At 63.9% G+C, this 12,022-nt stretch carries 9 protein-coding genes; 6 read left to right on the top strand and 3 right to left on the bottom strand.

The window, feature by feature from the left end; all coding sequences use genetic code 11:
- The first annotated feature begins 48 nt into the window (after positions 1-48).
- The 5 genes from AC04SG_RS13700 (at position 49) to AC04SG_RS13680 (ending at position 7,919) form a co-directional block, all read left to right on the top strand.
- Complete coding sequence (locus tag AC04SG_RS13700; protein WP_312037326.1) at positions 49-807, top strand: PP2C family protein-serine/threonine phosphatase; 759 nt, start codon at positions 49-51, stop codon at positions 805-807.
- Positions 804-3,170, top strand: coding sequence for a serine/threonine-protein kinase (locus AC04SG_RS13695; protein ID WP_488551468.1), 2,367 nt, complete (start codon positions 804-806; stop codon positions 3,168-3,170). Before AC04SG_RS13700 ends, AC04SG_RS13695 begins: the two co-directional genes overlap by 4 nt.
- Before the next feature lie 11 nt (positions 3,171-3,181).
- The gene (locus AC04SG_RS13690; protein WP_488551467.1) at positions 3,182-3,637 is read left to right on the top strand and encodes a DUF1036 domain-containing protein; all 456 of its coding nucleotides are present in this window, start codon (positions 3,182-3,184) and stop codon (positions 3,635-3,637) included.
- On the top strand, positions 3,634-6,030 hold the full coding sequence (locus AC04SG_RS13685; protein WP_488551466.1) for a M23 family metallopeptidase: 2,397 nt from the start codon (positions 3,634-3,636) through the stop codon (positions 6,028-6,030). Before AC04SG_RS13690 ends, AC04SG_RS13685 begins: the two co-directional genes overlap by 4 nt.
- A 233-nt stretch (positions 6,031-6,263) precedes the next feature.
- A complete protein-coding gene (locus AC04SG_RS13680) occupies positions 6,264-7,919 on the top strand; it encodes a caspase family protein (protein ID WP_488551465.1) in 1,656 nt (551 codons plus the stop codon).
- A gap of 103 nt (positions 7,920-8,022) precedes the next feature.
- Here AC04SG_RS13680 and AC04SG_RS13675 read toward each other — a convergent pair whose 3' ends face one another.
- Positions 8,023-8,559 (bottom strand): OmpA family protein, encoded by a 537-nt coding sequence (locus AC04SG_RS13675; RefSeq protein WP_192255974.1) that lies wholly within the window; start codon positions 8,557-8,559, stop codon positions 8,023-8,025.
- A 326-nt stretch (positions 8,560-8,885) separates the two neighbouring features.
- Here AC04SG_RS13675 and AC04SG_RS13670 point away from each other — a divergent pair, with 326 nt between their 5' ends.
- The gene (locus AC04SG_RS13670) at positions 8,886-9,449 is read left to right on the top strand and encodes a DUF6931 family protein (protein WP_488551464.1); all 564 of its coding nucleotides are present in this window, start codon (positions 8,886-8,888) and stop codon (positions 9,447-9,449) included.
- Positions 9,450-9,470: 21 nt separating this feature from the next.
- On the opposite strand, the gene AC04SG_RS13665 is transcribed toward AC04SG_RS13670, so the two are convergent.
- Both AC04SG_RS13665 and AC04SG_RS13660 read right to left on the bottom strand, forming a co-directional pair.
- Complete coding sequence (locus AC04SG_RS13665) at positions 9,471-10,715, bottom strand: caspase family protein (RefSeq protein ID WP_488551463.1); 1,245 nt, start codon at positions 10,713-10,715, stop codon at positions 9,471-9,473.
- Between the two features lie 27 nt (positions 10,716-10,742).
- A complete protein-coding gene (locus AC04SG_RS13660) occupies positions 10,743-11,822 on the bottom strand; it encodes an OmpA family protein (protein ID WP_488551462.1) in 1,080 nt (359 codons plus the stop codon).
- Positions 11,823-12,022: the final 200 nt, after the last annotated feature.

Genomic DNA, 12,022 nt, shown 5'->3' with positions numbered 1-12,022 from the left:
GGCAGACTGGTCAGCTACGTCAGCCAAGGCGTTGCGGAGGGTAGGCAAGTGAGCGGTGCCGCCTTTGAGAGCTACGGCGTGAGCCACAAGGGCTGCGTGCGCGACCACAATGAAGACAGCTATCTGGTCGAGCCGCAGATCGGTCTCTGGGTCGTGGCCGACGGCATGGGCGGGCATGAAGCCGGAGAGGTCGCCTCGGCGAGCATTGTCGAGCATCTGGCAACGATCGGCATCGCCAGCTCGGCGCCGGATCTGCGCGCGCGCTTCGAGGACCGGCTAAGCCGGGCCCACGCTGAGATCCGCCGGATTTCTCGCTCGCGCGGCGTGACCATCGGCTCCACCGTTGCAGCACTTCTGGCCATGGACGGCAGGTTCGCCTGCCTGTGGTCGGGCGACAGCCGCGTCTATCTCGTGCGCGATGGCGCGATCTCGCAGATTTCGCGCGACCACACCGAGGTTCAGGAGCTGCTGGACAGCGGCGCGATCAGTGCGGCCGAGGCGGAGAACTGGCCCCGACGCAACGTCATTACGCGCGCCATCGGCGTCAACGACGAGATCGCCATTGACTTCCAGCAAGGCGAGACGCTGGCGGGTGACATTTTCATCCTGAGCACTGACGGGCTGACGGCGCATGTCAGCGATGCGGAGATAGCGACAGCAGCACTGTCTGCAGCGCCACAGGCTGCCTGCGAAAAGCTCCTGGCAATGGTGCTTGAGCGCGGCGGAACCGACAACGTCACCATCGTGCTGGTCAAGATCAGAGACAAAGGCAACGGTCTGTCCCAAGCAGGAGGCCACGACCGATGAGCTCCGACGACAAGACGCGGCTGTTGCCCAATATGGCGGATACCAGCGTCGGCACTCAGCTCAGCGGCATCTACGAGCTCGACGAACGCATCGCCTCCGGTGGTATGGGCGAGGTCTATCGCGGCCACAACATCCAGACCGGCGATCATGTCGCGATCAAGATCGTGCTGCCGGAATTCGCCCGCGACCAGACGATCCTGTCGCTGTTTCGCAAGGAAGCCTCGATCCTCAACCATTTGTCGCATGACGCTGTCGTGCGCTATCACGTCTTCACCATAGATCCCGGTATAGGGCGGCCCTATCTGGCGATGGAATTCGTCGACGGCCAGTCGCTGTACGACGTCATGCGCGGCGGCGCGATGGCGACGCAGGATGTGCGCAAGCTGTGCCACCGGCTGGCATCGGGCTTGAGCGCAGTGCACCAGGCCGGCGCCATCCACCGCGATCTTTCGCCCGACAACATCATCCTGCCTGGCGGCCGGGTCGATCGCGCCAAGATCATCGATTTCGGCATTGCGCGATCGGCGACGGTCGGCGGCGAGACGCTGATCGGCGGCAAGTTCGCCGGAAAATATAACTATGTCTCCCCAGAGCAGCTCGGGCTCTATGGCGGCGAGGTCAGCGAACAGTCCGACATCTACAGCCTGGGGCTGGTGCTGGCGGCGGCGCTGCTCGGCAAGCCGATCGACATGGGCGGCTCGCAATATGAGATCGTCGAAAAACGGCGGACCGTGCCTGATCTCTCCGGCATCGATGCCGATTTCAGGGACATCGTCGAAGCGATGCTGCAGCCTGACCCGGGTGATCGACCGGCCAGCATGGCCGAAATCGCCCGGTTGACGCGCGATGACAGCGACGCCACCTTGCCGCCAGCCTCGCTTGCGCCCCGGCCGGGTCTGACGCGAACCGGGCAGACCACCGGGCCGGTCTCGAAGGTCGAGGACTCGCAGACACAAGGGCTCAGTGCGGTCCCCGCAAGCGGCACGGCAGAGCCATCCTTCGTGCCGCACGTGCGGCCAGCGCTTCTGTCGCAACCGAAGCCGGCAGCTGAAATTCCCAGGCGAGCAAGCACACCGACGAAGCCTGCTACTACAGGCCGAAGCCTGACGATCGCGGCGCTGGCGGCGGTTGTCGTGGCATCGCTGGGAGGACTCTATGCATCGGGCATCCTGGGTTTCGGAGACCGGCCTCGCGCCATCGATACCGGCAAGACACCGCCGCTCCAACCCGAGCTGACCAAGCCGATCGTCGCGGACAAGCCCGCTCCGGACACTGCGCCGGTGGAAGAGCCAAAGCCGCAACCCGCAGAAACTCCGGCTGAAGATCAGGCCGAAGCGCCGGCCGCGCCGCAGCCGACGCCGCCGGTCGCGTCGAGCACTGCGGCCCCGCAGCCAGCCGAACCAATCGACAAGACCGTCGCGTCTCAACCGCCTTCCAACCCGACGGAGCCCGATGCCGCGAAGAACCCCGAGCCCGTCAGCCCGCCGGTAGAGACCAAGGCGACAGAGCCGACCACGCAAACACCTGAACCAACGGCCGAGGCACCCAAACCCTTAGCACCCACGCCGGAACCCACCGCTCAAGCGCCCGAGGCGCAGGCACCCGAACCGACTGCGCAGGCGCCCAAGCCAGGCCAGCCCGATATCGCCAGCGCTGAGCAGGCCGACAAGCCGGCAGAGCCCGACATTGCCATGAATGTGCCCAAGCCGGAGGTGCCGCCGCCGGCCGAAGCGGCCGCGGAGCGGGTCACCTGGGTGCGCGCCTTCAATGGTGGTGACTGTTTTTACGCGACTGTGACATCGGCCACCGACAAGGGTGTCGCGATCGAAGGCTTCGGCACGTCGGTGCCGCCCTTCGAACAGTTGCTTGGGGAATTCCAGGCCAAGTTCCATGTCGAGCCCGACATCAGCGTGCGCCTCATCCAGCCGACGCAATGCGGGATCACCGACTTCCTGCGTTTCATGGGGGCAAGCACGGCCGACAGACCGCAGCTGGTGCTCGACCAGACATCGGTGCCGGACGGTTCGCCGATCGACGGCACGCTGGTGACGCATGGCGGGCTGGTGTCCAGCGTGATTCTGATCGACCACAGGGGCATCGCCTTCAACCTCGACGACCGTGTTGTCGCACAAGCCGACAAGGCGACCTTCTCGATCCCGATCGGGCTCGGCGCCGCCGACAAGGCGGTAGGCAAGGCGCTGCCGCAGATCATCATGGTGATCACCGGTCCCGACGAGATCAAGGCGGCGGACTTCTCGACGCCGACGCCGGCCTCGGTGCTGTTGCCCAGGATCCTCGACGAGATCGGCGCCAGGACCTCGGCATTTTCGGCGACCGCCAAATATTTCCGCCTCGGCGGGTAGCACGGACGCCGATGGAACGCCGTCGCCGTGATCCCATTGCCCTGAATGCGCGCGCAAACCTCGCCGCGATCGCGTTTGCGACGCTCTTGCTGGCGCTTCTTTCCACTGGACAGGCGCGCGCCGAATTCACCGTCTGCAACCAGACGCTCGACGTCGTCAATCTTGCCGTCGGCCAGAAGGTCGACGACGCCGACCAGACCGATGGCTGGTGGACCATCGGCGCCAATCAATGCGTCAACGTCATCCGCGAGGAGCTGACCAACCGCTACATCTACATCTACGCCACGGATGTCTTCGGCCACGCCATCCTGGCCGGCTCCACCGAGATGTGCATCGAGCGGCGGCGGTTCTCCATCCGCGGCATCACTGAATGCTGGCAACGCGGCCATATCGCCGCGAAATTTCTCGAAGTCGACACGCTCGAACAGGTGCGCTGGACCTTCTTCCTGACCGGACGCGCGCCGTGACGCACAGCATCGACACCAGCTTCAAGGCAAAGAAGCAGGCGCGCGCCGCGCTGCGCAGACGCAGGATCTGGCTCGGGCTGGCGGTTGGTCTAGGGGTCGTCGTCCTTGCCGCGATCGCCACAGGCTTCTACCTCACCGCCGACTACTGGTCGTTTGGCGACGAGGACGAGGAGTTGCACGCCGTCGAAGGCTCGGACGACGTGCCAGCCGACGCATCGGTCTATGTGCCGGCCATCATCGATCTGGCCGGCGACCCGATGTGGATCACGCTGGCGCCCGAGGCCGGCGCTGCAACCAAGGGCCGCGCGATGCCGCGCCCGGCGGAGCTCGACCAGGCCGGCATCTCTCCTGAGATCGAAGTCCTGTCCGACGTGATGCTCAGCGCCAGCGAAAAATTCATGACGACGATCCCGTCGACGCAGGAGGATTTCGCCTTCTTCCAGGCGCAGCGGAAGACCGCGGTTGCGCCGCCCGAACCCAGCGATCCGCAGAATGATCTGCAGAACGATCTTCAACCCTCGCCCGGCGCGGACGAGGTTCCGGCGGCTCCCGGCCCAGCTCCTGATCCGCAGGCCGCTCTGGGTGCCTCGGCGGCAGCTGATGATCCCGAAGCCGGCTGGGGCGAGACCATCGATGAAGGCGAAGCGGCACTGCCTGCCTTTCAGAAGACGGCGGTCGAAAACAACACCAGCGTCGCCACCGTCACCTCAGAATACCAGCGCTTCGAGGCGACCGAGGATACGTTCGTGAAAATCCTCAACGACCGCAGCCTGGACAGCGTTGCGCTCGATGCACATTTTTCCGCCGAAGACGCAAAGCTTGCCGGCGAGGCGCTGAAGGCGCTGTTCGACAAGGACGGCTTGCAGCCCGGCTATGTCGTGGCGATGCGCGGCTTCAGGCCGACGCGCGAGACCACGACAATGTCGCTGATGCAGGTCTCGGTCTACGCCAAGAATGTCTTTGTCGGCACGCTGACACGCAACGCCGCCGGCGCTTTCGTGTCGGGTGTCGACCCGTGGGTGCGCGAGGATCTGTTCAACTATTCGGGCGCCGAGACCGAAGGCACGCAGAAACGGCAATACCGCCTGCTCGACGCGATCTATTCGACGGCGGCGCGCAACAACGTGCCGAGCGGCATCATCGGCGAAGCCATCATGTATCTGTCGCGCGGACAGGATCTCGACGCTTTTGCCAGCGAGGACCAGCGCCTGGTGCTGATCTATTCGCAAACGCCGCGCGGCAAGAACGAGACCGACGGACGGGTGCTCTATGTCGGCGTGCAAGGCACACAAAAGAACCTCGACTGTTTCGTCTTCCAGCAGAGTGATGGCCAGTTTTCCTGCGTCTCGGGCGACGATCAGGTGCGCTCGCTGACAGTGGCCAACGGCATGGTGACGCCGGTCAGCGGCGTCATGACCTCGACCTTCGGGCCGCGCAAGCATCCGATCCTGGGCGTGGTCCGCATCCACAAGGGGGTCGACTGGGCAGCACCTGTGGGCACGCCGATCGCCGCCGCCTTCGATGGCGAGATCATTTTCCAGGGCGACGGCGGCGGTTACGGCAATGTGGTCAAGATCGCGCATGCCGGCGGCCGCGAGACGCGCTATGCGCATATGTCGAAATTCGCCATTGCCAGCGGCGTCGGCACCAAGGTGAAGGCCGGCGACATCATCGGCTATATCGGCACCACCGGACTGTCGACCGGGCCGCATCTGCATTTCGAACTCTATCAGAGCGGCGAGGCAATCGATCCTCTGGGCACTGTGACCGCAACCATCGCCGCCACGTCCAGCGATCCCGCCGTCGAAACGCTGACCGACCGTATCGTTCATGTCGAATCGGGCGGCAGCGCGCGGGCGAAGAACCCGCTGTCTTCGGCAACCGGCGCCGGCCAGTTCATATCCAAGACCTGGATCCGGATGATGAACACCTACCGTCCCGAACTGGCGCGCTCGCTGTCGACCGCCGACCTTTTGGCGCTGCGCTACGACGCCACCATCTCGCGCGAGATGGTGCGCAATCTGGCGCGCGAGGGCGAGGCTTATCTCAAGGCGCGCGGCCACCAGATCACCGCCGGCCGGCTCTATCTCTGCCATTTCCTCGGCATGGAAGGCGCCCATCAGGTGCTGGCGTCGCCGGGATCGGCGCAGTTGAGCGCCGTGCTCGGCTCGGCGGTCATCCAGGCCAACCCTTTCCTCACCGGCAAGACCGCCAGCTACGTCGTCGACTGGGCGGAGCGGAAAATGGGCCGCAAATTGCCCACGCCCGCGACGACCGATGCAGGCCAGACGACAACGACGGAAGTCCGCCAGACATCGCCGGAGTTCGAAAAATACAAGCAGGCCATCACGGCGTTGGTGGGTTCGCTTCAGAACAGCCTTGAGCCGGGCTAGCCGCAGTTCAGTGCGCAGCCGCCCCGGTTTCCGCCAGGCCGATTGGTTTTGAGGCCGGCGGATGGTATATTAGCGGGCATTTAGAGAGCTTTTTTGGGTCCGTCGTGAACCAAAACTGTGGTTGGGATCACATACGCCCAAGAGCCATTTTGGCAGAAGCGACAGTGTCGCTGTTGGAATTTAGCATGCGCAGACATCAATAACGCGCCCCATTGGGGCGGAGGGCTGATCCTATGAAAGCGTTTGCCGTCCTTTTGAGCGGATTTTTTCTGTTAATCCTGACCGCGCTTGGCACCGTCCAGGCTGCAGTGCCGGATGCCGGCGCACCAGGCGCCAAACGCGTTGCGCTGGTCATCGGCAACAGTAAATACGTCCATGCCGTCGAGTTGCCCAACCCGGCCAATGACGCGCATCTCATCGCATCGACGCTGCGCAATGCCGGCTTCGAGGTGATCGAGGGCGTCGACCAGGACAATGCCGGCATGCACGGCCTGATCAGCAAGTTCACCGAGCAGTCCTACGATGCCGACCTCGCCGTCATTTTCTATGCCGGCCACGGCATGCAGGTCGACGGCAAGAACTTCCTGATCCCGGTCGACGCCGAGCTGACATCGCCGGCCTATCTCAAGACCCGCACCGTCCAGATCGACGACTTCATGGCCGCCTTGCCGCCCGACCCGGCGGTCGGCGTCATCATCCTCGATGCCTGCCGCGACAATCCGCTGGCAAGGACGCTGGCTGCCTCGCTGCCGAAGACGCGCTCGCTGGGCTCCGGCCTGGCGCCGATCGAAGCAAAATCGGAAGGTGTCGGCACAGGCGGCATCCTGATTGCCTATGCCACGGATCCGGGCGCCATCGCCTTCGACGGCAACGGCGTCAACAGCCCCTACTCCACCGCACTCGCCAGACACCTGACCGAACCTGGTATTGAGATCCAGAGCGCGCTGACGCGCGTGCGCGGCGAAGTGACCGAGACCACCCAAGGCCGCCAGCGGCCCTGGCACAACGCATCGCTGGGCCGCGAGGTCTTCATCGGAAAGCCCGTCGTGGCGGCGGCGCCCGCGGCAAAGCCAACCACCGACGCAGCCGGCGCCGCGGCAGCAGCCGCTCCCGCCTTGGTCGTTGGTGAACCTCCGTCCTGGGAAGTCGAACAGCGGCTGTGGGACGAGGCCTCGAAGCGCAACACCGCGCCATTCTACGAAGCCTATCTCGAACAGTTCCCGAATGGCCGTTTCGCCACGGTGGCGCGGCTGAACATCGACGCGCTGAAGGATCCGAAAGCCCAGGAACGCGAAGTAGCCGCGCTTGATGTTGCCGAAGCGAACCCCGGATCTGCCGTGCGCACCTCGGTCGGCATTTCGGACGACATGAAGAAGGTGCTCGGCACCGCGGAGACAGAGAACGCCATCGGTCTCGATCGCCAGGGCCGCATCGACCTGCAATTGCGCGTCGATGCGCTGGGCAACGAGCTTGGCCGCGTCGACGGCAACATCGGCGCCAAGACCCGGCAAGCGATCGGCGACTGGCAAGAGGAGAACGGGCTGCCCCCGACCACTTTCCTGACGCGTGAGCAGCTGGCGTTCCTGGAGATCCAGACCGATCCGATGATGGAGGCCGTGCGCGCCAAGCATGAGGCCGACCAGGCCGGCGTGGACAAGCCGAAGAAACAGGTAGTGCAAAAGGCCCGCACGCTGAAGCCGGTGGCGGAGAAACCGCGCAAGAAGCAGTACGCCCAGAAGCCGCGCAGACAACAGCAGTTCGTGCAGAAAAGGCGCAACCGCGAGGTCGTGCGCGAGGAAGGTCCGCCGCCGCAGGACAACAATGATTTCCTGACCAAGGCGCTGATCTTCGGCACCGGTGTAGCGGTCGGCGGCGTGCTCAAGAACTGATCGACCACGTCAAACAGCAGAAACGCCGCGTGTCCGTTGGACGCGCGGCGTTGTCGTTAGATCGACAGGAGAGGCGTGCTCTCGAAAGACGCCGCCCGCAAAGCTACTGCGCCTTTATCCGCATCTCGACCCGGCGGTTGACGGGAGCGTAGGGGTCGGGATTGCGCGGATTGGCCTCGCCCAGCCCGACCGCCGTGATGCGGGTGGACGCGATGCCGTTGGATTCCAGGAAAGCCGTCACCGATTGCGCCCTGCGCTGCGACAGACCCTCATTGTAGGTCGCCGAGCCGGACGCGTCGGTATAGCCTTCGACGACGAAGGACAGTTTGCTCAGCCGATCGTCCCTCAGCGCCTTGGCGAATTCGTCGAGTTCGCTGCGCGCCTTGGCGTCGAGCTCGGACGAATCCAGGCTGAAATTGATCAGCATATCGAGGCTGGCCTTCTCCGACGGCTTATCTTTCTGGCCGGTCTTGCTCTTGCACTCATCCTCGGTGCCGACGCAAATCCCGCGCGCCGCGCCATGATCGATCGCGCCGGCAAAAAACTTCACAATGTCTTCCGATTTCTGAAGTGGGTCGGCATAAGCGTGCGTCGAGAAAAGCACGGCCGCCAACACTAAGACTGAACTGCCCCGCTGCATGACGGTTACTCCTGCTCTGACTCGTTGTTTCGTCGCAATTCCGGACGGAAAGCCGCTTCTTCCTGGAATTGCTCTGAGCTTCCGATGTCACCAAAGCCCGATCCGTCGGACCAGGACGGTCAGGCTCCATGTTCCGTTCGACCCAAATCTTCTCCGAAAGCCGGCTTCGCCTTTTTTCGGATTCGTGGGTCTGATTGTGGAATATACCAAAGCGCGGCGCGTTTGTCTGTGAACAACGTCATGGACATGTGGCGGTCGACAGGCTTGACCCGCGCCTCGCAGGCGAGTTGAGTGAGAGCTGCCCTTGGGGGAGGACAATAGCAGCGATGGTCAACGGGCTTCGATTCCAGACCGCACGCGATCTCTTCGCCGCAAACAGCGCCGTTGCCCGGGACATGACGGCTGTTCCTACCGATCAACCCTCGCTCGAGTTCTGTCGCCGGCTGATGGCCGGCCGCACCCCCGAAGAAGCGATCACCTTTTGCGCCTATCTCCTGCCCGACCGGGCAGCGATCTGGTGGGGCCATGAGTGCCTTGATCATCTGACCGAGCTGCTCGAGGAGCAGGATCTCGAAACGCTGGCGCTGATCCAGGACTGGGTCGGCGAACCCGGCAATGCAAGCCGCCGGGCGGCTGTCGCCGAGGCGGCGATGGCGCGGCAGCAAACCCCTGCCGGCTGGATCGCGCTGGCGGTGCAACGGCATGTCAATGGCTCGACCGATCAGGCCAACGGGTCGAGGCTGCGGCCGCTGCCCGCTGCCCATGCCGTCAATGCCGGCATTCTGGCCGGACTGGCCCGGGTTGCAGTGGCGGATCGTTTCTCGGTGCTCACCGCCTTTGTCGAAATGGGCATCCATCTGGCCGAAACCGAAGCGCTGCGCAGAGCCTGATTGCTCTTACTTGCAGCGGTTTCATTTGCAGCCGTTTTGCGCCCATTTGCCGAGCGCCACCTTGAAGCGCGTGCCCAGCGGGTGTTGCAGGCGCAACACCGAGATATCATTGGTGACGTAGGTCTTGGCCTGGTCGCACAGCCGCTCCTCGGTCCATTGATGACAGTTGCTGCATTGATTGTCCCAGACGGATTTTTCCAGGCCTTCGACCGGACTGAAGTGCGGCTTTCCCTGGATGAGCTGGGCGATGCTCTTGCCGTCGATCGCCGGGTCGCCAAAATTGACCGGAACGTCGAAAAGCACCGGCGCGTCCGAGCCCAGCTTCGGAATTTCCTCGCGCAGCTGTTCCAGCGCCTGCTCGCCGGCATCCGTACCCGGCGGGTTGGCGGCGGCGCCGGTACGCGCCTGCGAATCGCCTTCGGGAGCCACCGCGCTGGAATCGCCGACGATCAGCGGCGCATTGAGATCAACCTTGTGGAGCACGACATCCGTGGTCAGCGAAACGTTGATCCAGGGCCGCTGGCGGCCAGCTGTGGCCTTGAACACATCTGACGTAACCCGGTTCATCGCTTCGGTGATCGAGACGTTGGCCTCGCCGATATGGGCAAGCAGCGCCGCCGAAAACGGCGAGTGCTCGCCCGATCCGTCATAGGCCAGCTGGTTGGGACTGGCGGCGAAGGCGACCAGCGTGCCGGCGCCGCCATTCTCGATCGGAATTTCGGCAAGGCCGCTCCTTGCCGTACTGTCGCCGCCGGTCTCCTTGGCCAGCACATCGGCGAGCGGGTTGTCGCGGCAGGCGTCGAGGAACACCAGCCTGATGCTGGTCTCGCGCGACATCTGCCGCAGGATGAAATCCACCTGCACGGCTTCGAAGTCGAGCGAGGTCTCGTCCTCCAGCGCCGCATCGACAGGCAGCAGGTAGTTCCTGCCGGAGACCTGCAACCCGTGGCCGGCATAGAAGAACAGTGCGACATCGGCGCCGCGCACCTGTTTTGCGAATTGCGCGATCTTTTCCTGCGTCTGCGCCTTGGTGAGATCGAGGCCGGAGACGATATCGAAGCCCAGGCCCTTCAGGCGATCGGACATTGCCTGCGCATCGTTCACCGGATTGGGCAGCGCCGGCGCATTCTGGTAGTGGGAATTGCCGAGTACCAGGGCGATGCGGCGTTCGGCACTGGCCGCGCTCAAGCTCAACACCAGCGCCAGCACGGCCAGGCCGATGCCGCGCATGACATTGCCGCAACTCGCAATCATATCCAAACGCACTGTGTTCCTTCTCGATTAACGGCCGGATCAGTTGGCGAGCGGCGTGGCGGAAAACTCGATCCGCCGGTTCAGCGCCTTGTTCTTCGGCGTATCGTTCGGCGCCACCGGCTTTTCCTCGCCATAGCCGGAAGCCGTGATCTGCGCCGATGGAATGCCCGCCGCGATGATCGCATCGGCGACCGCCTTGGCACGCCGTTCCGACAGGTTCTTGTTGGCCGAGGGCGAGCCGTCGGAATCGGTATGGCCCGACACCTCGACCTTCAGTTTCGGACATTTGCCGACGACGCCAACCACCTCGGCCAGCAACGGGCGGCTCTTTTCGTCGAGGCGGGCGCTGGCCGGGCGAAAATAGATGGCGCCGGTGCGCGACAGCACCTCGAACCTGTTCAGGCATTCATCGTCACTGAAGGACGTCTTGCCGGCATCGGTGGCGACTGGCCCGGCATCGGCTGGAGCTGCGGCCGCAACGGCAGGCACTGCCGCGGGCTTGGCGCCATCGGCGGTGAAGACGAAGTCGAAAGACACCGAGGCCGTCGGCACGATGCTGCTGACATTGGCCGCCTGCTGGAGTTTTTCGATGTTGGGCAACAGGCCAAAATCCTCGACATGCACGGCGACCGGCGCCTCCGAGGCGATGGACACCATGCTGTCGGTGATCATGGTGACCACGACATTGGCCTCCAGGTCCTTGTCGACCCCGTGCAGGCTGAGGCGGAACGGGATATGCGCGCTCATCCGCCGCCTGGTGGCGAGATCGGCGAAGGCGGCGGGATCGACTTTCGCCGTTACTTCCGCCGTCGGAAATTTGAAAGTCTCGAAGAAGAGGAAGCGCATGCGGACATTGCGAAGATCGATGCCGGTGTCGACCGAGTTGAGGTCGAACGTGACCTTGGCGGCGCCGTCAGCCGTCAGCGTGCCCGAGAGGTTCCGGATCTTGTTGGTTTCAACGATGGTGTTCTTCTTCACCGATTGGTAGGTGAGTGTCGAATTCGCCGGATCGAGCGTCCAGTTCGGCTGCGCGTTGGCCGCCTGCGGTGCAAGCAGCAACATCCCGAATACAGCAGCCGCCAGAGCAAGGGCGCCGACGGTGCGCCGGGCCTTTGACATCGACATTTGCTGCCGCAAAAATCCGCCGACCTCGAACATGGATGCCCCCGTCTCAGAACAACAGACCTCAGTTCCGATCACGGCGGTCGAACGCAGTGATGCCGGCGACCATAGAACATATGATTTGGCTTTGCGAGTAGATCCGCCGGTCTCCCCGGGGAGAGGATCCCTCAAGACCTGTCATTACTGGCGGATGAACA

It is taken from the genome of Mesorhizobium sp. CNPSo 4684 (assembly GCF_057784315.1).
Note: the sequence above shows the minus strand (reverse complement) of the source record. Positions and strands in the feature narration are given on the sequence as shown.

What these genes read in the sequence shown, in the direction of transcription:
- AC04SG_RS13690 (WP_488551467.1), top strand. Translation starts at nt 3,182, where the DNA reads ATGGAACGCCGTCGCCGTGATCCCATTGCCCTGAATGCGCGCGCAAAC.
- AC04SG_RS13695 (WP_488551468.1), top strand. Translation starts at nt 804, where the DNA reads ATGAGCTCCGACGACAAGACGCGGCTGTTGCCCAATATGGCGGATACC.
- AC04SG_RS13660 (WP_488551462.1), bottom strand. Translation starts at nt 11,822, where the DNA reads ATGTCAAAGGCCCGGCGCACCGTCGGCGCCCTTGCTCTGGCGGCTGCT.
- AC04SG_RS13670 (WP_488551464.1), top strand. Translation starts at nt 8,886, where the DNA reads ATGGTCAACGGGCTTCGATTCCAGACCGCACGCGATCTCTTCGCCGCA.
- AC04SG_RS13680 (WP_488551465.1), top strand. Translation starts at nt 6,264, where the DNA reads ATGAAAGCGTTTGCCGTCCTTTTGAGCGGATTTTTTCTGTTAATCCTG.
- AC04SG_RS13675 (WP_192255974.1), bottom strand. Translation starts at nt 8,559, where the DNA reads ATGCAGCGGGGCAGTTCAGTCTTAGTGTTGGCGGCCGTGCTTTTCTCG.